Below are 22,220 nucleotides of genomic sequence, written 5' to 3' on the forward strand. Positions count from 1 at the left end.
CAGTGGTATCCTGACCACAGGCGATGCGGCCTGCCCGCAGACAGCCGGTACCCACGCATCCCGTGACGCCGCATCTCCGGCGTCCACCGCCTCCCGCCCCGCAATCGTGACGATCGCGATCGCCCCTCTCGGTGGGCAGGACGAAGGAGAAAATAATCAAGATAGGGATGCTGTCAATAGCAATAGGAAAAAATGTTTGGCGGCGTTTGCCAGTCCCAAACTGTCATTCCGGGACGCGAGGGAGACGCCGAAGGCGGCGTATCGCGCCCCCGGAATGACGCGTGCGGATCGGGATTTCCCGCCGCGCCAAGTGCCGCGCCAGGTGGAGTGGCGCGCGTGGCGTCGCGACTCCGGAGCGGGACTCGATGCGCAGCGTGATCAAGGCCGGACCACCGCGGATGGGTCACCCGCAGCAGTCAGGTTCGATACGATCTCAGCCGTTGTCGACGAGGTCTTCTTCCAGGATCGCCATCTGGAACTGGAACGAGCGATCATCGTCTTCGTCATCGACAAACAGCACGCCGATGAATTCCTCGCCGATATAGACTTCGGCGGAGTCGTCCTTCTTCGGGCGCGGCACGACGCGGAGCTTCTGGTTGCCGAACACGCGCTTGAGATAGGCGTCGAGCTTTCTGACTTCCTGAACGTCCACAGGTGTCTCCAATGCAGTTAATGTCTGTTGAGCTGATGGAGAGAAGCTTTAATGCGAGATGACGGCCACGGCTAGGCCGATTCTCGAAAAATCACGCGATCCCACAACTGAACGAAAACGCGTGCGATATCAGCGCTTGAAAATCGCAAGCCGAAAAAATCACAGGCTCAAAAATCAAAGTCCTGTCGCATTCAGCATCTGGTTCATGGTGCGCGACGGCTCCGAACAGCCGGCTTCGCCGACGATCTTCGCAGGCACGCCCGCCACGGTGACGTTGTGCGGCACGGGCTTGACGACGACCGAGCCCGCGGCGATGCGGGCGCAATGGCCGACCTCGATATTGCCGAGAATCTTGGCGCCGGCGCCGATCAGCACGCCGTGACGAATCTTCGGATGGCGATCCTCGTTTTCCTTGCCGGTGCCGCCGAGCGTGACGCCATGCAGGATCGACACATCGTCTTCAATGACGGCCGTCTCGCCGACAACGAAGCCCGTTGCATGGTCCAGAAAGATTCCGCGGCCGATTTTTGCCGCGGGATTGATGTCGGTCTGGAAGGCGGCCGATGAGCGGCTCTGCATGTACCATGCAAAGTCCTTGCGGCCCTTGTGGTAGAGCCAGTGCGCCAGACGATGCGCCTGGATGGCGTGGAAGCCCTTGAAGTACAGCAGCGGATCGATGAAGCGCGTGGTGGCGGGATCGCGGTCGAACACAGCGACGAGATCGGCGCGGAAGGCGTTACCCAGATCGGGCTCGTCGCGCAGTGCTTCGTCGAAGGTCTGGCGGATCAGGTCCCCGGACAGCGCTGCATGATCGAGACGTTCGGCGACGCGGTGCACCACCGAGTCTTCGAGACGATTGTGATGCAGCACCGTCGAATAGATGAAGGACGCCAGCTCAGGCTCGCGATGGACGATGTCTTCCGCCTCGGTGCGAATTCGATCCCAGATCGGATCCAGCGTTGCGAGTTTTGAATTCTGCGGATTGATGCTCTGCACGGCCATGGCGGACTCGCAATTTCCTGAATACAGCGTCGATTATAGCACAAGACGCGTCGCTGTCGTGACACGGCTGCTGCCATCGTGAACGTCGGCCCGCCCGGAGATCAACCCCTAACACTTTGAAACAGCGGATATTTCCGGCGCGAGCCTGCCCGCCCACAAACCGGGCGTGCATCAGAAGTGGGCGCTCGTGTGATCAAAACAAGATGCGTGCCGGAGATTGTCGTCACGGCCGGCGGGACAGGAAATCCAGCACGCCCTCCTTGTAGACCCGGTCGCCCACCGCACGCATGTGATCGCGGTTCGGAATGTCCAGCACTTCGGAGCCGGCAATGACCTTCTGCAATTCCTGCGCGGAGCCACTGATCTCGTCGGTTGTACCCACGGCGATGAGCAACGGTACTTTAATCGCCGCAGCTTCGTCATTGGTCATCAGGCGGCGGGATCCGCGCAGACAGGCTGCGAGCGCGCGGCGATCCGAACGGGTCTGATCGGCGAAAGCGCGGAAGGTGCGCCCGACGGGATCGGTGACGTCGTCGAGCGAGTCCGCCTCGAGCGCAAGCGCAACGTTCTCGCCGGGACCGCCGCCCTTGATGAGGCCGATGCCGAGACCACCGAAGATCGCGCTGCGGATCAGCTCGGGATGGCTATAGGCGATATAGGCGGTGATGCGCGCCCCCATCGAATAGCCCATCATGTCGGTGCGCGCGATGCCGAGATGCGCGAGCAGCGCGCGCACATCGGCGGCCATCGCGCCGATGCTGTATTGTTCGGAATCGTAGAGCTTGCTGGACTCGCCATGGCCGCGATTGTCGAGCGCGATGACGCGGCGATTGTGCTTCTTCAGCTCCGACACCCAGGTCGGATAGACCCAGTTGACGTTCTTGCTCGACGCAAAGCCGTGCACGAGAACGATCGGATCGCCCTCGCCTTCATCGAGATAAGCAATTTCGACAGCGCCGTTGTGAAAGCTCGGCATTCAGAATTCCGTTATTGTTGAGAAGATCGGTGATTGAGAGAAGGAATGTGGTGGGAAGCGTGTAGTTTACCCGTGGGCGAGGACCGGCGCCAGTGAGCAGGCCGGGGCGGGATGGCGGAGAGCCAGGTCCCTGAGCAATGCATCCTTGCGTGAGATATCCTGAAGCAGCGCGTCCTGACGGACCGCCAGGTCCCGGCGCGCGCGCTTCGCCCTGGAGCGCTGCAGCCACGACCAGGTGATGCGCTCGGTGGTCGCCTTGATGGACACGACAAATCCGAGCAGTGCGAACAGCGCCCAGAACACCCACATCGACAGATTGAACGCGCCAGCCGCCAGCACCAGCGCACCACGGCCGAACATCTTCATGATCGCCCGGGTCTGGCCGCCTTTGGCGGTTGCGAGGCGCGCCGCGCGCGTCACATCCTTCGGGCTCTGGGCGATGCGCAGCGTATCGAGCGCGCCGCGCGTGCCGGCCTTCTCGCCGACACGGCCGACATCTCCGGCGAGACGCACGATGCCGCCGGCCTTCTCGGTGCGGAAAGCAGCCTTCACCGCGGTGATGGTCTGGCCCGGACGCAGCACGGAAGCATCGGCCACCGCCGCACGCAGCATCGGACCATCCACCACGCCGCGCGCCGAGCGTGCCGCCCAGGCGGTGAGTCCCTCGCCGATCCGCCCGACCTTGCGCGCATCCTTCACCAGCGTGAGACCCGCACGCACGGGCGCGACACCGCCGACGCTGACATAGGTCGCGGCCGTCACCGCAAGACCGGCAGCGGCAAGGCCGAGGATCAGGTGATCGGTGTCCTCACCCATTGCCAGATGCTTGCCCTCGCGCACCACGTCGCGGATATCGCCGAAAACGAACAGATCGCCGGCGACGGTGCCGGACAGGCTGCCGACATCGTCGGCATTGCCGGTGACAAAACCGGTGGCAAAGCGGCTGGCGAAATGGGACGCCGAATTCTCGTCGGCGACCGCATCCGTCACACGCCTGGAAAGATCGTCCGGCAGTTGAACATTTCTGGCAGCCGCAACATCGGCAAAGCTCTTGGCGAGGTCGGCATCCCTGGCCGCGAGCGCCTCCTCGATATTGCGGGCGAGCAGTGCGGGATCATTCCGCAATGCAGAGCTGAGTTGCGCATCGGCCAGGGCGACAGGGTCATCCTGCGCGGCCAGCACGGCACCGGCATCGCGGGCATGCGGCAGCAACAGCAGGCCGGCGGTCGCGCAGACCGCGATCCCCGTCAAAGCTGTGTCGAGTCGGAACCACATCGTGAAAAAACCCTATTCATCCCTATTCCTGCACCTCTTCAGACATGGTGCGTCATGTTCGGGGCACAACTGCCCCGACGAAAGAAGGGCTGTTCGGAGACACCTGAATTGTGTCGAATTTCCACGAATGAATGACCCCTGCGCGGTCTAGGAATCATGGTTCCGGACCAGTATGGTGCGCCGCACTGAATGGCGCGCCGGCTCATACGCCCGCGGCTGTTGCGAGCAAAGGTAGAGAAGATGTCCGACCACGTGGTTCCGCACTTTCACAATGACGCCGGCGTTCCGATCATTGAGATCGGCTCGCGGGAATTCATGTGCGTGGGTGCCAATCCGCCGTTCGATCATCCGCATGTCTTTCTCGACCTTGGCAATGACAACGAAATCATCTGTCCGTATTGCTCGACCCTGTATCGCTTTGCCGCCGATCTCGCTGCCGGCCAGTCCCGCCCGCCGGAATGCGTGGTGAAAGACAAGGTTGCCTGATTCCCGGCCGTGACGGCGCCGCGCACCATCGTCATCGCTGGTGCGGGCATCGGCGGACTGACGGCCGCGCTGGCGCTGGCCGCTAGGGGTTTTCGCGTTCTCATCTGTGAGAAGACCGGGCGGCTCGAAGAAGCCGGCGCCGGACTGCAGCTCTCGCCCAATGCGACTCGGATACTGATCGGCCTCGGGCTCGAGGCGCGACTCGCTCCGCACGTCACCACGCCGGCCAATGTCAGCATCATGACCGCACGCAGCGGCGGCGAGGTGATCCGCCTGCCGCTCGGACGCCCGGATCATGATGCGCCCTACTGGCTGGTGCATCGCGCCGATCTGCAATCCGCCTTGCTTGGCGCAGTCACTGCGCATCCCGACATTGAACTGCGCCTTGGCTGCCCCGTGGACAGTCTCCGCGCCACGCCGGCCGGTATCATCGTCAACGGCGAGCCGGCGCTGGCCGTGATCGGCGCCGATGGCGCGTGGTCGTTCGTGCGGCGGCAACTGTTTCCCGAAACGCAGCCGCATTTCTCCGGCCTCATTGCCTGGCGCGGCACGCTGGAAACGCGCCGGCTGAAAAGCGACCTGATCTCCCGCGGCGTCCAGCTCTGGATGAGTCCGAAGGCCCATCTCGTGGTCTATCCGGTGTCATCAGGCGAGCGGATCAACATGGTCGCCATCATGCCCGGCGCCGTGATGCAGCCCGGCAGTAGCGATGCTGGCGATGCCAGCGAGATCCGCCGGCATTTTGCAGCCTCGCGCTGGCCCGCCAGGGCACGCAACATCATCGACAGCGTCGATAACTGGCGGCGCTGGCCGCTGTTCACACTGCCGGATGGCGGCATGTGGCATGAAGGCGCCGTGGCGCTGCTCGGCGATGCCGCCCATGCGATGCTGCCTTTCGCCGCGCAGGGCGCAGGCATGGCCATCGAGGATGCGGCGGTGCTGGCGGCGTGTCTTGGCCCGGTCGGTGACGATGCCGCAGCGATTGCGCCCGCACTGGAGCGCTACGCGGCGCTGCGCCAGCCGCGCGTCGCGCGCGTCCAGCGCACCGCTCGGCAATCGGGCCAGATCTATCACCTGCGCGGCCCGATGGCGCTGGCACGGGACCTCGCCATGCGCGCGCTCGGCGCCGAGCGCCTGCAGGCGCGGCAGGACTGGATCTATAACTGGAGACTTTGAGCCGGACGGCTCAGGAGCGCGCGCCTGATCGTCTTGCCGCGGCAGGCGCTGGCTTGACGGGAGCGGCCGGTGGGCTCTCCACGCATTTGCTCTTGTGCCAGTTCTCTTCCGCCAGCTTGGCCTGCGCCCGCGTCGAGATGTAATCGTTGCGATAGGCGAGTTCACTGACCACCGCCCCGCCCGTACCGGTCTGGGCCTTGTCGATCAGCCCCTGCAATTCCGCCGTCCGCGTCGCAAGCGACTTCCGTTCGGCCTCGAGCTGCTTGCAGTCATAAAGATCGTATTTCGCGGGATCGACAAAGGCGCCCGAAACCATGCCGTCACCCATGCTGGCGCAGCCGCCGAGATATCCGGCCACAACGAGCAACGACGCCATCGCGGCGGCGCGCGTCGGCAGGCGGAAACGGGGCAGAGATGCGATCATCGTGACTTTCTAGCCGGGCAGGATTGACGTTGCGTAAAGCAGCCGCCGGTGGCCGGATTGAGGCTGAGCAAAACGGCCCCTGAATCTATCGGAAAGACCGGTTTTGCTTTCAGCGCGCGCCTCCGTTATGCAGATAGCGTCCCCAAGATGGACGTCGATCTATCGGAATCAATAGAACGACAGCGGGCGTGGCGAAATGGTAGACGCAAGGGACTTAAAATCCCTCGGTTCGAGAGAGCTGTGCCGGTTCGAGTCCGGCCGCCCGCACCAACTCCGCCTGAACGAGTTAAATGGTGATAATCTTCTTTGACAGCATGAATTGCCTGACCACATCCACATCGAGCGGCTTCGGCAGCCTAGCCGCATGTATGTGATTTAGCAGCTGTAAATTCCTCCGGGCAGGCTTGCTGCTGAGCGTTCTGCTTCTATTTTTTCGCAATGCCTTCTCGAGCACATCTTCGGCGGCAACACATCGGCAAAGTTGCGCATCGACAGTTACTATCAACCGGAAGAGCACGTCGCAGAAGCCAACCACACCTCGCAGATGAAGGGTTATTCGTTGATCTTCAATAACCGGGTCGAAGACCAAATCTCCCTTCATCCCCAATGACACTTTGTCAGAAACAGGGACAAAAGCGTTGTAAGCGTCCACGGCCTCTCTGGTGGCTAACCCGCCGTTATGCATCTGTGCATTTCTCAATTCCTTGAAGAATCGATAGCACGTAACAAGATTTTCAATAATTGGCAGGGAGCATTTAGGACTGCTTGCATATGTTGGATAGAAAGCTGCCTTTATCGTCGCAGATTCGGTCTCGCACAGCTGCTGGAGCGTCGCTGATAAACCCGGCTTACCTGGACGATCATTGAATTGTAGTCTTTTCCCTCTGCCGCTGGGCATCCCGACGCATTTCAGTATCTCGTCGGCCCAGTGCTCGTAGACCGCAAACGCGTTGGTAAGCAATAATCCCGACATATGATGTTTCTGGTCGTCCCATCTCGTCTCAACACACGCCTTCTTTAAATCGGTTCCATGAATGGCGCTGCCGAAGACGAAACGGTCGTGCAGCTGCTTCGGCGTCGCGTCGGGTATCTCTTGTAAAAATCCTCCGACTTGCCAACGCAGGTTCCAGAGAGCAGCCGCCGTTGGCCAAACAAAATCAAAAATCTCCGTAATCTGCGTGGTTGCCACTCGCGTTGGCGGGAAGAAATAGAAGGCCATACTTCGCTCCGAAAGAACCGCAAAACACAACCTTAAATAGTAAAGCTCAATGTATGTGTCCACAGACCTCGGAGGCCGCCGCAGAGGACCAAAAAATGAAGAAGCCGAAAACGACAACAATTGTTCGACGGTGGAATATCTAGAATAATTACGCCCCCGCCACCACAATCCGCGCCCCTGCCCCCTCCATCAGCTTCCGCTGATCCGCTGGTGCACCCGCGCCCGTCACCAGCGTCCAGCGCGGCGGCAACGGTGCCCAGGCGTCCTGTTCGGCGCGGCCGAGCTTGCCGGCGTCGGCGAGCACGATGACGTCCTTGGCCTGCTCCATCATGAGCGATTTCAGCGCGACCTGATCGAGATCCGCCTCGCACAACCCACGGCCGCTGACCACGCCGTCGGCGCTCATGATGGCGCGATCGGCGGTGAGACGCCGCAGCCCCTCGGTGGCCAAGGGTCCCATGGTGCTCATGCTGGTCGAGCGCAGCGCGCCGCCCAGCACCACGAGCTCGATGCTTGGTGCCTTGGCGAGAAAGGGCAGCAGCGCAATATTATTGGTGATGATGCGCAGACGGCGCTGCAGCAGCAGCTTGCCGAAAGCCGCAACTGTCGATCCGGCATCGAGGATCAGCGTGTCGCCATCCTCGATCAGCTCGATTGCGGCGCGCGCGATGGCCTGCTTCTCCTTGCCCTGAACCGAGATGCGCTGGTCGAGCGTGGTCTCTGCGACATGGCCGGTGAGAATCGCACCGCCGTACGTGCGGCGCACCGCATTGTTCTTGGAGAGATGCTGCAGGTCGCGCCGCACGGTGGAGCCGGACACTCCGAAGCGCCGCGCGAGATCGTCGACATCGATCTCTCCCGCATTCAGCGCGTCCAGCAGGCGTGCACGACGTTCCTTGCTGCGCATCGACATGGATGTCCCTGCCCTCTCATCACACTCGTCGTTCCCCGGCAAACCAATTGGTTTGCCCGAGGGCGTCGCCGTCGCCATCGCGGCGACGAAGCTCAGCATGGCTCAAGCACAACGGGATTCCCCGCCACTCCTATTGGAGTGGCTGAGGTTCGCGCGCAAGAGCGTGTGCCCTCAGGCACACCAATTGGTGTGCCTGGGAATGACAGCGCCGAGTTACGCCGCCTTGGCGCCCGGCGCGAGATCCACCGCCTGCCGCAATGCCTCCAGAAGGCTCCGCTCATCGGCGATGCCCTTGCCGGCGATGTCGAAGGCAGTGCCGTGATCGACCGAGGTGCGGATGACCGGCAGACCGACCGTGATGTTCACGCCGGATTCCAGACCCAGCACCTTGATCGGGCCATGGCCCTGATCGTGATACATCGCCACCACCATGTCGTAGTCGCCGCGCCCGGCGAGGAAGAACAGCGTATCGGCCGGCAGCGGACCGCGCACGTCCCAGCCCTTCTTCTGGCAGGCTTCCACGGCCGGCGTGATCTTCTCGGCTTCCTCGCCATAGCCGAACAGGCCGTTTTCACCCGCATGCGGGTTGATGGCGCAAACGCCGATCTTCGGATTCTTGATGCCGGCCTTGACCAGCACTTCATGGCCACGCGTGATGACGCGTTCGACCAGACCCGGCTCGATCTTCTTGATGGCGTCGATCAGGCCGATATGCGTTGTCACGTGAATCACGCGCAACTTGGGCGACACCAGCATCATCGAGACTTCCGGCGTGCCGGTCAGATGTGCGAGCAGTTCGGTATGGCCGGGATATTTGTGACCGGCCGCATGCAGCGCTTCCTTGGACAGCGGCGCGGTGCAGATGCCCTGCGCGATGCCGGCCTGGACGATCTCGACGGCCTTCTCGATGAAGCGGTAGGCCGCCTCGCCTGCGATCGGGGAGTTCTGCCCGAACGGCAGGTCTTCGGGCACGATCTTCAGATCCACGCACTGCACGTTGTTCGAGGCGAAATTCGCCGCCCTTGCATCGGCGAGCGAGTCGACGCCGATCCTGGCGCCGACGATCTCGCCGGCCTTGCGCAGGCGATTGGCGTCGCCGATCACCAGCGGATTGCACATCGTCAGCATTTCCGGATGGGCGAAGGCCTTCATGATCACTTCGGGCCCGATGCCTGCGGGATCGCCCATGGTGATCGCAATGGTCGGACGGGTCATGTGAAGCTTCCTTGCGTTCGGACAGTGTGAAGACGTTCGCGAATTTTGATCAGGCTGTTCTCGTCGCCAAAGGCGCCGGCCTTGGTGGCGATCGGAACGGACAATGCACCAAGCGTCAGCCCGAGCGAAACGCCGGGCTCGATCTCGTCGGCCAGACGGATGCCGTTGACGCCGAAGCGTGACAGCAATGCCGCGGCGGTCTCGCCACCGGTGGCGGCAAAGGCGCCGATGCTGGACGCCACCGGCATCAGCGCATCGGCGAGATTCTGCGCAAGCTGCGGGCCGAGCGACATTTTCGGATTGTCATCCATCACGATCTCGACCAGCACGTCGCCGCCTGCGGTCAATCCTTCGGTCACGCGCGCGGCCAGTGCCGCCTGTCCGGCCTTGTCGCCGAGCAGGACTTCGGGTGTGACAGGCAGATGAGCGACGGTGCCGCTGGCGACCAGCTTGCGCGCTGCGGAGCGCGACGCACCCGCGAGCGATCCGACCACGATCAGGGTGCCGTAGATGCTGGTCGGAATTTCCAGCTTCTCGGCGGCACTGGTGTCATCGAGCGCAGCCAGCGCATGCGCGAGCCCGGCACTGCCGATGAACAGCGTCGCCGGTGAAATCTTCAGACTGGCTTCGGCAATCAAATGCAGGTCGTGCTCGGTCTCGGCATCGCAGATGGCAACGACGCTGTCACCGGACGCGATACGCGCAAGGTGCGCCTTGAGATCGCCGCCGCGAATGGTCGCAAGCAGCACCTTCTCGCTGCGCACGCCAGCCGACGCCAGCACGTCAGCAATGTCGGCAGTGTCGTAAGTGTGATCGCGCTTCCACACTTCGGCTTCTTCCAACGGACGACCGCCAACAACGACGCGGCCGTCGACCGTGGTCCGGTTGGTTGCCGGAAAGGCCGGCGCGAAGATACCAAAGGCCGAACCCGACTGCGCCTTGAGATGCGCCAGCGCAGCCGCTGTCTCGGACGCCGGCTGTCCGCGCAGCGTGGAGTCGATTTTCTTGAACAGGAGCCGGTCCGGCTCCATCAATTGTTGCAGCACGTCGGCGTGACGACGCGCAGCGGCCTCGGCCGTGAGGCCGCGGCTCGCTGCATCATAGGAGAGAACCGGATGCTGGTGATCCCCGGCTGTTGCCGCCCCGGCGCCTGCGATCTCGCCCCAGGTCACGGCAGCCGCAAGGCCCCGGCGACCGAAGGCGATGGCGCAGTCCGCTGCACCGGTGAGATCGTCGGCGAGGATCAGCCAGCGACCAGCCATCTTAGCGCCCAGCCACTGGTGCGGGGGACGCGACGCCCGGCGCAGCAGGCGTCGCCGCCTCTTCGCCCGGCTCGACATCGCGGCCGACAATGCCGGCAACCCACGAGGTGAGGATCGGCGTCAGGATCGCGGTCACAACCACACAGGCCGCGATGAGGATAGTCGCCGGACCGGCTGCATCCGCATAGGCCGGATTGGCTGCAGCGACGATCGCAGGCACAGCCGCCGCATTGCCGGCAGTCGACGCCGCAGCAACACCCGCAACGCCGTTGCCGCCGGTGAGACGGTCAACGAGGAACAGCGGGATGCCGGTCACGATGACGACGGCAACGCCCATGCCCACGCCAAGCAGACCTGCCTGCCAGACCTGCGTCAGGTTCAGGCCGGTGCCGAGCGCGAAGGCGAAGAACGGGATCATCACAGGCACGGCCTTGCTGAGGAAGTCGCGCAGTTCGCGGTCGAGATTACCGAGGATCATGCCGGCCACCAGCGGCAGGATGGCGCCCACGAGGGCAGGCCACTGGAACGACGACAGACCGGCAACGCCGAGCGTCACCATGGTCAGGAACGGGCCGCTTTCCAGCGTCATGATGCTGTAGGCACCGACATCGCGCGGACGGCCGTACTGGCCCATCAGCGCCATGTAGAGACCGCCATTGGTGTCGTTCATGGCGGCGACGATCGCCAGCGTCGACACGCCTGCGAAGATGCCGGCGGTGACCGGCGCTTCACCGAGGAAGCGGCCGAAGATCAGGCCCAAGATAATTGCGGTACCGACCTTCACGATCATCAGGGCGCCGCCCTTCTTCACGATATAGGGGGTCGCCTTGAAATCGATGCTCGCGCCCATGCACACATAGAACACGGCGAGGATGCTGAGGGCGCCGCCGGAGAACAGCGCGCCGGTGAAGGAGCCGAAGAACTTCGGGGTGGTCGGGGCAAAAGTCGCGAACAGTGCGCCGATCAGCAGCGGCACCGTCATCATGCCGCCCGGCACCTTCTCAATCGCCCGCTTAATTGGAATCTGCATGGTCTATTTCCTTCCCGCGTCCTGCGCGTCACTGATTATTCTGCGCAATTTCCCTCAGGAGCCCCTGCGCACATCGCCCGATATGCGCAAATTACGCAGACATCAAACACTTTTTGCGCAATTTGCGCAATTTCTAAAAATTAGTTAAGTGACCAAGGTATTTCCGTAAGCTATCCACAGCGACCGTTTCGCTGACCGGAACGGCGAGCCCTGCAATGCGCGGCGTGGAACACAAACAGGCGGCAACGGGTGAACCGCTGCCGCCTGTTTGCCTGTCAGACCGGTGAATTAAAGGTCGAGAACCAGGCGATCCTTCGCCGACCCTGCCACGCAGACCAACAGGCTGCGTTCGCGCTCCGCCGGCGACAGCACACGGTCGCGATGCACCGGCTGCCCTTCCAGCCAGTCCACCTTGCAGGAGCCGCAGATGCCGCCGCAACAGGATGCGGGCACGTCGATGCCGATATCTGTCAGCGCCGACAGCATGGTCTGCCCTGCCGCCACAGTGATTTCCCGCTGCGACCTCGCCAGCGCGAGCACATAAGGCTTCGCATCCGGATCGACCGGCAGCGGTGGCGGCACGAAGCGCTCGATATGAACACAGTCGGCGGGCCAATCGCGTGACGCCTGCTCGAAGTCGTCGATCATGGCGTCGGGTCCGCAGCAGGCGAGCGCAACATCCGACAGCGGCCTGCCAATCAGCGCCCCCACGTCCGGACGTTGCCCGACGGATGTATCGTGGATCACCACATGACCGGACTGGCGCAACGGCGCGAGCAAATCGGCAAGCGGCGGCGCGCCGCGCGCAATCATGTGCAGCGTGAAGTTCGAACGGCCGGTGCGCTTGAGCCAGGCCGCGGCCGACAGAAACGGTGTCACGCCGATGCCGCCGGCAACGAAAGTAAAGCGTGTCACCTCCGCGGCGAGATCGAGTCCGCCGCGCGGCAGCGTGACGCCGATCGTATCGCCGACCTTGACCTCGTCATGCAGCACGATCGAACCGCCCCGCCCTCCGGCCTCGCGCTTCACCGCAACGACATAGCGCCTGTCATCGGCGGGATCGTTGCAGAGCGAATAGGTCCGCACCAATCCGCCGGGCAGATGCAGATCGATATGCGCGCCCGGCCGGAACGGCGGCAGCTCCCAGCGATCGGGATCGACCAGCGAGAATACCTTGATGTCCCTGCCGCCGTCCTCGATCTTGTCGACGATGGTCCTGACCCTGGTGATCGGCACCGCGTTCATTGCACGTTCCGCACGGCATCGCCGACGCGCACGGTGCCGCCCTGCAGGATCTTGCAGTTGAGGCCGGAGCGATTGATCAGCGGATCGAAGATCGCCTTGCCGGTGATCTCCTCGATATGCCGGCACGGGATCGACAACCGCGTCGATTCCAGCAGTACCTCGCCGAGCCAGAACCGGCGGCCGACCAGATGCGTCAGCGGCACGCCAGCTACGGTGACATTGCGGCGATGTTCTGCGGGGGCGAGATCGATATTGTGATCGCGCTTCAGGGCCATCAGCGTCTCGTATTCGAACAAGGTGACCTGACGCCCCTCTTCAGGCTTGTGCGAATAGAACCCCTCCTCGCGGCCGATCATGTAGCGGTCGCCCTCGATGCCCTTGCCGGCGATCAAGGTGAGTTCGGGCATTTCACGCATCGGCAGGAACGCGCGCGGCGTGATGTGAAGATAACGCACCACGCCGGTCCATGACGGGACCACGGCGCCGGGTACGGGCTTGGCAGTCAACATATCGAGCATCGCTCAACTCCTTCTGCGGATGTCATCATCGCAGTCATCGGCGGGCCAAGGAAGAACGGGGCGGCAGACGTGCCGCCGCCCCGTTGCCGTCAGGTCAGTTCCTTGTTGGCCATTTCCGGCGCAAAGGATGTGGCGATCGCGGTGATGCAGGCGCAGACGATCAGGAACACCGAGACCGGCCAGGTCGCACCGGCCCAGGTCATCAGCGATGCCGCGATCAGCGGGCTGAGGCCGCCCGAAATGGCCGCGCCGACCTGGAAGCCGAGCGAGGCACCGCTATAGCGCAGCTTCGCGGTGAACAGTTCCGAATACCAGGGCGCGCCGATCCCGAACATCACCATCTGGCCGAACGAGATCGCGACAACGATGGTCAGGATCACGATGGTCGGATCGCGCGTATCCAGCAGCCAGAACATCGGGAATGCGAAGGCCGCACAGAACGCGCAGCTCGCATAGAACATCGCCTTGCGTCCGACCTTGTCCGACAGCCAGCCGAAGAACGGGATAGAGAACAGCGCAACGAAGGATGCAATGAAGGCGCCGTTCAGCACCAGCCCGCGCGACAGGCCGAGCTTCGATGTCGCATAGGACATGATGAACACGCCGGCGATGCTGGCATAGGCGATTTCGGAGATCTTAAGGCCGACCGCGGTGAAGAACGGACGACGGTGATACTTGAAGATGTCGACGATCGGCATCCTGGCGACTTCGTTCTTCGCTTTCAGCGCGCGAAACGCCGGCGTCTCTTCCATGCTCATGCGGATCCACAACCCGACGCCGACCAGCAGGATCGAGAGCACGAACGGAATGCGCCAGCCATAGCTCATGAAGTCTTCTTCGGGCAGTTGCGACACCAGTGCGAACATGCCGATGGCCGCGAGATTGCCGACAGGATTACCGACCTGCACCATGCTGCCCAGGAAGCCGCGTTTATGCGTCGGGCAATTCTCCACCACCATCAGCACCGCACCGCCCCACTCGCCGCCAAGGCCGATACCCTGCAGGAAGCGCAGCGCGATGAGCAGGATCGGCGCTGCGATGCCGATCTGCGCGTAAGTGGGCAGCAGGCCGATGGCGAAAGTGCCGAGGCCCATCACCATGATCGTAATGGCCAGCATGGCCTTGCGGCCGACGCGGTCGCCATAGTGACCGAAGATCGCCGCACCCAGCGGACGGGCGAGGAAGCCGACGGCATAGGTGCCGAAAGCCGCAATGGTTGCGAGCGCGGGATCACCGGCGGCGAAGAATACTTTATTGAATACCAGCGCGGTGGCCGCGCCGTAGATCAGGAAGTCATACCACTCGACGGCGGTGCCGATCACGCTCGACCAGACGATCTTGCGCAGCGCTGCTGCCTCGTCGGGACTCGCAGCACTCGTGGCTGCATTGAATTCTTCTGCGACGGTCATGATCACTCCTTCAAAAGACATGTTCAGTTTCAGGCGCGTGGTCTCGTTCCGCGCCGCGACATCTCGCGGCGCAGTCAGGGTCTTCTCGTGAACTTCCTCTGATTCTTCGGTCGCCTCAGCGGGGGCTGACGACCTCTCAACGACTGTCCAAAATCCAACATGTTTACTGCTGGAAATCAACGTCACCAAAATCGGCATCTGATGAGGGAAGCGGCAGAAATCGCAGATTGCACGTATCCGAGGCGAAATTTCGCGTAATTCGCCGGACTTTGCCTAAATTATCGTTGCCGATGCCGGAAATATCTGCAGCAGTGTTTTCCATGGGAAACAGCCACTCATCACCCATCCTGTGTCACGCCAATGGGAATGGGACAGCCCTTCCGCGATCGATGCCCGTTCTCTAAAAGACCAGCTATCCAAAAGAGCCTGCGCTCAACGAGGAGACCGACATTGCTCGATGTCAGCAAAAACGCTGTGGGCTTCAACCTGCGCCAGCTTCGCACGGCGAAGGGATTGACGCTGGATCAGCTCGCCACCCAGAGCGAGCTGACGCGCGGCTATATCTCGCTGGTCGAGCGCGGGCTGAAAACGCCATCGGTCAACGCGCTGCTACGGCTGGCCGCGGCGCTCGATGTGAACGTCACCTATCTGTTCGATCCTAACCCGACGCCAGCTCCCCGCTACACGTTGTTCCGCCAGAGCGAGCAGCAGACGCCAATGCAGAACGACGGCGTCGATCTTCTGGCGCTGGCGGCGGGCCGGACCCGCAAGATGATGGAGCCGTTCCTGATCCGGCCGCCGCTGAAATTCGCGCGACGCTCATCGCATGCCGGCGAGGAATTCCTGTTCGTCATATCAGGCGAGATGGTGATCAAGATCGAAGACGAGGAAATCGGCCTGAAAAAAGGCGACTGCCTGTATTTCTCCGGCGAGACGCCGCACTGGGTGCGCAGCGTCGGCAAGCCCAAGGCCGAGGTGCTGCTGGTCGTATCCGCCGCCTCGCCCGAGCGCTGAGACACGTCACCAAAGAACTCGCGTCAAATTTCTGCAGTCCAGAAACAGAAACGCCGGCCTGATCACTCAGGCCGACGCTTATGTTGATCAAACCAGTCCGCCGCAGCGGCGCCGGTTACTCCTTCTTGTCGATGTTCCAGAACACCGGGGTTGCCGCGCCGGGCAGAACGCCGGTCAGCGAGGCGCGCCAGACGCTGGGGTTCTGATATTCGCCGAGCGGGATGTAGATGACCTCATCGTAAACGAGCTTCTGAATGTCCGACGCGAGCTTTTTCTGCTCGGCGGCATCGGTGGTGCGCGAGAACTTGTCACGCAGCTCTTCCAGAGCTGCGTTTTCGGTCCAGCCGAACCAGCCGCCGTTGGCCTTACCCTTGCCCGACGTCGAGACGTTGGCGATCGGGTTCAGAATGTCCGCAACGACCCAGTTGGTGAAGAACATGTTCCAGCCGCCTTCCTTGACCGGCTTCTGGCTGGCGCGACGGGTGACCACCGTCTGCCAGTCGGTGGCCTGCACATCGACCTTGAAGCCGGCATCGCGCAGCTGCTGCGCCGCCACGATCGGCTGGGCCTTCAGTGTCGACACATCGGTCGGCGCCATGATCGTGACCGGCGTACCGTCATAGCCGGATTCGGCCAGCGCCTTCTTGGCGTCCGCCAGACCGTTGCCCTTGGTCAGGCTCTCCGACCCGACATCGGTCGCGTTCGGCGTACCGCAGCCGAACACAGCGCCGCAGACCTTGTAATATTCAGGATTGCCGACCAGCGCGTCGAGCACCGGCTTCTGGCTCATCGCCAGGAATGCCGCGCGGCGAACCTTGGGATTGTCGAAGGGCGGATAGAGGAAGTTCATGCGGCCCAGCGTCTGGAAGCCGAGCGTGTTCAGAACCTCGATCTTCAGTTCCTTGTCCTTTTGCAGGATCGGCAGCATGTCGAACGGCGCGTTCTCCATGAAGTCGATGTCGCCGGACTGCAGCGCGTTCACCGCGGTCTGCGCATCGGGCATCGTGATCCATTCGACACGGTCGACCTTCACGACCTTGCCACCCGCGGTCCAGTCCGCCGGCTCCGAACGCGGCACGTAGTCCTTGTTCTTCTCGTAGACGGCCTTCACGCCCGGCTGGAATTCGGACTGCACGAACTTGAACGGACCCGAACCGATCTGCTCGGAGATCGCCTTGTCGGCCGGGGTCTCGGCGATGCGCTTCGGCATCATGAACGGTACGACCGAAGACGGCTTGCCGATCGATTCCAGCACCAGGCCGTAGGGCTCCTTGAGCGTCAGCGTGATGGTCTTGGCGTCTGTCGCCTCGAGGCTCTTGGTGAAATCCATGAGCTTCTGGCCCATGCCGTCACGCTTGCCCCAGCGCTGCAGCGACGCAACGCAATCTTCCGCGGTCACCGGCTTGCCGTCGTGCCATTTCAGGCCATCACGCAGCGTGAAGGTGTAGACGAGCTTGTCGTCCGACACCTTGAAACTCGCCATCTGCGGCTGGACCTTGAACTTCGAGTCCATGGCCAGCAGCGTGTCGTAAACCATGTAGCCATGATCGCGCACGATATAGGCCGTCGTGATGATCGGATCGAGCACACGCAGATCCGAATGCATCACCGCCGAGATCGTCTTGCCGGCCGCGAATGCCGGCGACGACAGCGACGGCAGTGCAAGCGCGGCCGCAAGAGCGATGCCCGGCAACGTCAGTTTCGTGAAGGCTGCGGACTGCCGCCAACGGGACATGATAGACATTCGATCTCTCCTGACTGGAATCTGACCATCGGTCGATGATTGCTTATGCAATGCGATCCATTTTTAAGCGCCGCCTCGCATTGTCTTTATCGTTTAGGCTTCAAAGACTTGCATCAAGCACGGTGCGCGTCAATCGTGATTTCGACACGATGCATCGGCGCGCTGAGGATTGCATCGCAACACCCATCATCAACTTGTAGAGGCGATTGCCCTGCTGCCAAGTCACGCATCAACGCGCGCGACAAGCAGATCATGGCTGCGACCATCGAGCGCATCGCCTTGCTCGGACCAGCGAGCCGGTTGTCCCCAGGGCTTGCAAGGACGAAGGGAGCACCTTCGCAAAAAAACAAACGCCGGCCTGATCACTCAGGCCGGCGTTCCATGACTTCAAACAGGCCGCCGCAGCGGCGCCGGTTAGTCCTTCTTGTCGATGTTCCAGAACATCGGAATGGCAGCGCCCTGGGTGACGCCGGTCAACGACGTCCGCCAGATGCTCGGCACCTTGTATTCGCCAAGCGGGATGTAGATCGCCTTGTCGTAGATTTCCTTCTGCACCTCTGCAGCGAGCTTCTTCTGCTCCTCCGGCGTGGAGGCGCGCGCATATTTGTCGCGTAGAACTTCCAGCTCAGGATCTTCGCTCCAGCCGAACCAGCCGCCATTGCTCTTGCCACGGCCGGAGGTCGCGACATTGCTGATTGGATTGAGAATGTCGGCACCGACCCAGTTCGAGAAGAACATGTTCCAGCCGCCTTCCTTGACGGGCTTCTGGCTCGGACGACGGCTGAGCACCGTCTGCCAGTCGGTGGCCTGCACCTCTACCTTGAAGCCAGCATCGCGGAGCAACTGCGCAGCAACGATCGGCTGTGCCTTCAGCGTGGTCACGTCAGTCGGGGCCATGATGACCACCGGCGTACCGTCGTAACCAGCCTCGGCGAGCAGCTTCTTGGCCTCTGCGACGCCGTTGCCCTTCACCAGGCTTTCCGAACCGACATCGGTGGCATTCGGCGTATCGCAACCGAACACGGCACCGCAGACCTTGTAATATTTGGGATCGCCGACCAGCGCATCGAGCACCGGCTTCTGGTTCATCGCCAGAAACGCGGCACGACGAATCTTCGGATTGTCGAAGGGCGGGTTGAGGAAGTTCATGCGGCCGAAGGTCTGGAAGCCCAGAGGATTGAGCACTTCGATCTTCAGCTCCGGATCCTTCGCCAGGACCGGCAGCAGGTCGTAGGGACCATTTTCCATGAAGTCGATGTCACCCGACTGCAGCGCATTCACCGCGGTCTGTGCATCGGGCATGGTGATCCATTCGACGCGATCGACCTTCACCACCTTGCCGCCGGCCTGCCAGTCGGCCGGCTCGGAGCGCGGCTTGTACTCCTTGAACTTCTCGTAGACCGCCTTTACGCCGGGCTGGAATTCGGACTGCACGAATTTGAACGGGCCCGAACCGACCTGCTCGGCAATCGACTTGCCTGCCGGCGTCTCGGCGAGACGCTTCGGCATCATGAACGGCACCAGCGATGACGGCTTGGCGATGGAGTCGAGCACCAGGCCGTAGGGCTCCTTCAGCGTCAGCACGATGGTCTTGGCGTCGGGCGCCTCGATGCTCTTGGTGAAGTCCATGAGCTTCTGGCCCATGCCGTCATTGCGGCCCCAGCGCTTCAGCGACGCCACGCAATCCTCAGCCGTCACCGGCTGGCCGTCATGCCACAGCAGGCCGTCGCGCAGGGTGAACGTATAGGCAAGCTTGTCGTCGGAGACCTTCCAGTCCGCCATCTGCGGCTTGACCTCGTATTTCGAGTTCATGCCGAGCAGCGTGTCGTAAACCATATAACCGTGATCGCGGACGATATAGCCGGTCGTGATGCCGGGATCGATCACGCGCAAATCGGAATGCATCACTGCGGTGATGGTCTTGCCTGCAGCATGCGCGGGCGACGACAGCACCGGCAGCGCGAGCGCAACGGCCACTGCCAGGCCCGGCAGCGACAATTTCGTGAAGGCAGCAGAACGCTGCCAACGTGACATATTAGACACTCAATCTCTCCTGACTGGATTCTCATCATCGATCGACGATCGATTGTGCAGCGCGATAGAATTTTAGGCTGCTTCGCGTATTGCCTTTATGATTTAGGCATCAAAGCCTTGCATCAAGCGCGATGCGGGTCAATCGTGCTTTGCTGCGATGCATCGGTGCGCCGATGCATAGCGACGCACATCATCGATTTGCAAAGGCGATTGCGCTGCTGCTAAGTCCCCCCGAACGCGCGCAACATGCATATTGTTGCCGACGATCCACGACAGAAATTCTCATTCAAGAGGAATGACCTGATGAACCCCGCCGATCTCCCCTTCGATCTCGAAAACATGTTGCAGGGCCTGCGCGTCTGGGTCGAATGCGAGAGCCCGACATGGGATGCGAATGCGGTCAACGGCATGCTCGATCTCGCCGCGCGCGACATGCAGATCATGGGTGCGACCATCGAGCGCATCGCGGGGCGCATGGGATTCGGCGGCTGCATCCGCGCACGTTTTCCACATCCGAAATTCGGCGAGCCCGGCATCCTGATCGCGGGGCACATGGATACGGTGCACCCGATCGGCACCATCGAGAAACTGAAATGGCGCCGCGACGGCGAGCTCTGCTACGGCCCCGCAATCTGCGACATGAAGGGCGGCAATTATCTGTCGCTGGAAGCGATCCGCCAGCTCGCACGCATCTCCTATACGACGCCGTTGCCGATTACCGTCCTGTTCACGCCCGACGAGGAAGTCGGCACGCCGTCGACCCGCGACATCATCGAGGCCGAGGCCGCGCGTAACAAATACGTGCTGGTGCCGGAGCCCGGCAGTGCGAACAACGGTACCACCTCCGGCCGTTACGCCATCGCCCGCTTCAATCTCGAAACCATCGGCCGCCCCAGCCATTCCGGCGCGACACTGTCGAATGGTCGCTCCGCGATTCGCGAAATGGCGAAGAAAATCGTGCAGATCGACGAGATGACCGGACCGGATTGCACCTTCAGCGTCGGCGTCGTGCATGGCGGACAATGGGTCAATTGCGTGGCTTCGTCCTGCACCGCCGAAGCGCTGAGCATGGCCAAGCGCCAGGAGGATCTGGATGCCGGCGTCCAGCGTATGCTCGCGCTCGCGGGAACCGAGAATGACGTGACCTTCAAGGTCACCCGCGGCGTCACCCGTCCTGTGTGGGAACCGAGCCCAGCCACCATGGCGCTGTTCGAGAAAGCCAAGGCCATCAATGCAAGCCTCGGACTGCCCGAATTGACCCATGGCAGCAAGGGCGGCGGTTCGGACGGTAATTTTACCGGCGCGATGGGTATCCCGACCCTCGATGGGCTCGGCGTTCATGGCGCCGACATGCACACGCTCAACGAATATATCGTTGCGCAGAGCCTGGTCGACCGCGGCCGCCTGATGGCGGGATTGCTGGCGACCCTCGATTGATGCAATCGTCGCCCGGTTCGCGTCGTGCATGGCATGGCGCGAACCGTGGGTGGCACAGGATTTGCTCCCTCAGATCATTAGCGAACTTCGGGTTGAGGCAAGTTGCGACGGTGATTCAGTGTTTCTCGAAGAATTCTGTGTTCTCGCGAACAATGACGATCAAGAGCAGCGAGCCCGTGACGTTTCCAGTTGACCGACGCGGTCCAGTTACGTTCGATCAACACCACCAATAGGAAAGCGCCATGCTCGGATACCTCATTCGCCGGATTCTTGCGGCCATACCCGTCATGGGTGTGGTGGCCCTGTTTGTCTTCCTGCTGCTTCGGCTGACACCCGGCGATCCTGCTGCGATCATCGCCGGCGATAACGCAACACCCGAGCAGCTCGACCGTATCCGGACGCAGCTCGGTCTCAACGAACCGCTCTATACCCAGTTCTTTAGCTGGGTTTGGCGGCTGCTGCATGGTGACCTCGGCACGTCGCTGATTTCCAACGTGCCGGTGCTGCAGATGGTCAGCCAGCGCGTCGAACCTTCGCTCAGCGTCGCACTCAGCGTCATGCTGCTCTCGATCCTGGTCGCGGTGCCGCTCGGCATCATCGCGGCCTGGAAGCACGGCACCTGGATCGACCGCTTTGTGATGGCGCTGTCGGTGATCGGCTTCTCCGTGCCCGTCTTCGTGATCGGTTATGTGCTGGTCCAGATCTTCGCGATCGAACTGCGCTGGGTGCCGGTGCAGGGCTTCCGCAGCATCTTCCGCGGCTTCGGGCCGTTCTTCGAGCGCATCATCCTGCCGACCTGCGCGCTGTCCTTCATCTATGTCGCGCTGATTGCGCGCATGACACGGGCCGCGATGCTCGATGTGCTCGGCGAAGACTATGTCCGCACCGCGCGAGCCAAGGGGATCAACGAGGGCGGTGTGCTGTTCCGCCATGCGCTGCGTAACGCCGCCGTGCCGGTCATTACGGTGATCGGCACGGGCTTCGCGCTGCTGATCTCCGGCGTCGTCGTCACCGAAAGCGTATTCAACCTGCCCGGCATCGGTCGCCTGACCGTCGATGCCGTGCTGGCGCGGGATTTTCCCGTGATCCAGGCCATGATCCTTTTGACCTCGGGCGTCTATGTCGGCGTCAACCTGCTCATCGACCTTGCCTACGCGCTGCTCGATCCCAGAATTCGTTACTAGGAACT

Annotated in this window: 21 protein-coding genes and 1 tRNA gene; 6 read left to right on the forward strand and 16 right to left on the reverse strand. The window is 62.2% G+C overall.

From position 1 onward, the window contains the following. Window positions 1–433: 433 nt before the first annotated feature. The 4 genes from ACEK02_RS22985 to ACEK02_RS23000 all read right to left on the reverse strand — a co-directional run bounded on the left by ACEK02_RS22985 (window position 434) and on the right by ACEK02_RS23000 (window position 3,905). Window positions 434–652 carry a DUF3126 family protein gene (locus ACEK02_RS22985; RefSeq protein ID WP_068736180.1) on the reverse strand — a complete coding sequence of 73 codons (219 nt, stop codon included), beginning with the start codon at window positions 650–652 and terminating at the stop codon, window positions 434–436. A gap of 174 nt (window positions 653–826) precedes the next feature. Continuing rightward, window positions 827–1,654 (reverse strand): serine O-acetyltransferase, encoded by an 828-nt coding sequence (cysE, locus tag ACEK02_RS22990; RefSeq protein ID WP_371423857.1) that lies wholly within the window; start codon window positions 1,652–1,654, stop codon window positions 827–829. 223 nt (window positions 1,655–1,877) lie between these two features. Then, complete coding sequence (locus tag ACEK02_RS22995) at window positions 1,878–2,630, reverse strand: alpha/beta fold hydrolase (protein ID WP_371423858.1); 753 nt, start codon at window positions 2,628–2,630, stop codon at window positions 1,878–1,880. A gap of 66 nt (window positions 2,631–2,696) precedes the next feature. Next, entirely contained in the window at window positions 2,697–3,905 is a 1,209-nt protein-coding gene (locus ACEK02_RS23000) for a hypothetical protein (RefSeq protein WP_371423859.1), read from the reverse strand. A gap of 240 nt (window positions 3,906–4,145) precedes the next feature. On the opposite strand from ACEK02_RS23000, the gene ACEK02_RS23005 reads away from it, so the two are divergent. Beyond that, on the forward strand, window positions 4,146–4,391 hold the full coding sequence (locus ACEK02_RS23005) for a zinc-finger domain-containing protein (RefSeq protein ID WP_371423860.1): 246 nt from the start codon (window positions 4,146–4,148) through the stop codon (window positions 4,389–4,391). Window positions 4,392–4,400: 9 nt separating this feature from the next. Further along, complete coding sequence (locus tag ACEK02_RS23010; protein WP_371423861.1) at window positions 4,401–5,567, forward strand: FAD-dependent monooxygenase; 1,167 nt, start codon at window positions 4,401–4,403, stop codon at window positions 5,565–5,567. A gap of 10 nt (window positions 5,568–5,577) precedes the next feature. On the opposite strand, the gene ACEK02_RS23015 is transcribed toward ACEK02_RS23010, so the two are convergent. Next, complete coding sequence (locus ACEK02_RS23015) at window positions 5,578–5,991, reverse strand: twin-arginine translocation pathway signal (protein WP_371423862.1); 414 nt, start codon at window positions 5,989–5,991, stop codon at window positions 5,578–5,580. Window positions 5,992–6,173: 182 nt separating this feature from the next. Between ACEK02_RS23015 and ACEK02_RS23020 the strand changes: the two genes are divergently transcribed. Then, window positions 6,174–6,261, forward strand: a tRNA-Leu gene (locus tag ACEK02_RS23020). 16 nt (window positions 6,262–6,277) lie between these two features. Here ACEK02_RS23020 and ACEK02_RS23025 read toward each other — a convergent pair. The 9 genes from ACEK02_RS23025 to ACEK02_RS23065 all read right to left on the reverse strand — a co-directional run bounded on the left by ACEK02_RS23025 (window position 6,278) and on the right by ACEK02_RS23065 (window position 15,124). Further along, window positions 6,278–7,210, reverse strand: coding sequence for a hypothetical protein (locus ACEK02_RS23025; RefSeq protein ID WP_371423863.1), 933 nt, complete (start codon window positions 7,208–7,210; stop codon window positions 6,278–6,280). A gap of 148 nt (window positions 7,211–7,358) precedes the next feature. Beyond that, window positions 7,359–8,123 carry a DeoR/GlpR family DNA-binding transcription regulator gene (locus tag ACEK02_RS23030; RefSeq protein WP_371423864.1) on the reverse strand — a complete coding sequence of 255 codons (765 nt, stop codon included), beginning with the start codon at window positions 8,121–8,123 and terminating at the stop codon, window positions 7,359–7,361. Window positions 8,124–8,336: 213 nt separating this feature from the next. Further along, window positions 8,337–9,338 carry a 4-hydroxythreonine-4-phosphate dehydrogenase PdxA gene (gene pdxA / locus ACEK02_RS23035; RefSeq protein WP_371423865.1) on the reverse strand — a complete coding sequence of 334 codons (1,002 nt, stop codon included), beginning with the start codon at window positions 9,336–9,338 and terminating at the stop codon, window positions 8,337–8,339. Then, window positions 9,335–10,600: a four-carbon acid sugar kinase family protein gene (locus ACEK02_RS23040; RefSeq protein WP_371423866.1), complete on the reverse strand. Its 1,266-nt coding sequence runs from the start codon at window positions 10,598–10,600 to the stop codon at window positions 9,335–9,337. The genes pdxA and ACEK02_RS23040 overlap by 4 nt, the downstream gene beginning before the upstream one ends. A gap of 1 nt (window position 10,601) precedes the next feature. Continuing rightward, window positions 10,602–11,630: a 2-keto-3-deoxygluconate permease gene (locus ACEK02_RS23045; RefSeq protein ID WP_371423867.1), complete on the reverse strand. Its 1,029-nt coding sequence runs from the start codon at window positions 11,628–11,630 to the stop codon at window positions 10,602–10,604. Window positions 11,631–11,918: 288 nt separating this feature from the next. Continuing rightward, window positions 11,919–12,875, reverse strand: a complete 957-nt coding sequence (locus ACEK02_RS23050; protein ID WP_371423868.1) for a 2Fe-2S iron-sulfur cluster-binding protein — start codon at window positions 12,873–12,875, stop codon at window positions 11,919–11,921. Beyond that, window positions 12,872–13,393 carry an MOSC domain-containing protein gene (locus ACEK02_RS23055; RefSeq protein ID WP_371423869.1) on the reverse strand — a complete coding sequence of 174 codons (522 nt, stop codon included), beginning with the start codon at window positions 13,391–13,393 and terminating at the stop codon, window positions 12,872–12,874. Before ACEK02_RS23055 ends, ACEK02_RS23050 begins: the two co-directional genes overlap by 4 nt. 89 nt (window positions 13,394–13,482) lie before the next feature. Next, complete coding sequence (locus ACEK02_RS23060) at window positions 13,483–14,802, reverse strand: MFS transporter (protein ID WP_371423870.1); 1,320 nt, start codon at window positions 14,800–14,802, stop codon at window positions 13,483–13,485. A 163-nt stretch (window positions 14,803–14,965) separates the two neighbouring features. After that, entirely contained in the window at window positions 14,966–15,124 is a 159-nt protein-coding gene (locus ACEK02_RS23065) for a hypothetical protein (protein ID WP_371423871.1), read from the reverse strand. A gap of 128 nt (window positions 15,125–15,252) precedes the next feature. Here ACEK02_RS23065 and ACEK02_RS23070 point away from each other — a divergent pair, with 128 nt between their 5' ends. Further along, on the forward strand, window positions 15,253–15,816 hold the full coding sequence (locus ACEK02_RS23070) for a helix-turn-helix domain-containing protein (RefSeq protein ID WP_371423872.1): 564 nt from the start codon (window positions 15,253–15,255) through the stop codon (window positions 15,814–15,816). 115 nt (window positions 15,817–15,931) lie between these two features. Here the strand turns inward: ACEK02_RS23070 and ACEK02_RS23075 are convergent, their stop codons facing one another. After that, window positions 15,932–17,560 (reverse strand): ABC transporter substrate-binding protein, encoded by a 1,629-nt coding sequence (locus ACEK02_RS23075; protein WP_371423873.1) that lies wholly within the window; start codon window positions 17,558–17,560, stop codon window positions 15,932–15,934. A 414-nt stretch (window positions 17,561–17,974) separates the two neighbouring features. Beyond that, entirely contained in the window at window positions 17,975–19,594 is a 1,620-nt protein-coding gene (locus ACEK02_RS23080) for an ABC transporter substrate-binding protein (RefSeq protein WP_371423897.1), read from the reverse strand. A gap of 303 nt (window positions 19,595–19,897) precedes the next feature. Here ACEK02_RS23080 and ACEK02_RS23085 point away from each other — a divergent pair, with 303 nt between their 5' ends. Next, window positions 19,898–21,031: a M20/M25/M40 family metallo-hydrolase gene (locus tag ACEK02_RS23085; RefSeq protein ID WP_371423874.1), complete on the forward strand. Its 1,134-nt coding sequence runs from the start codon at window positions 19,898–19,900 to the stop codon at window positions 21,029–21,031. Between the two features lie 242 nt (window positions 21,032–21,273). After that, window positions 21,274–22,215 (forward strand): ABC transporter permease, encoded by a 942-nt coding sequence (locus ACEK02_RS23090; RefSeq protein ID WP_371423875.1) that lies wholly within the window; start codon window positions 21,274–21,276, stop codon window positions 22,213–22,215. Window positions 22,216–22,220: the final 5 nt, after the last annotated feature.

The organism is Tardiphaga sp., from assembly GCF_041424195.1.
Classification (GTDB): domain Bacteria; phylum Pseudomonadota; class Alphaproteobacteria; order Rhizobiales; family Xanthobacteraceae; genus Tardiphaga.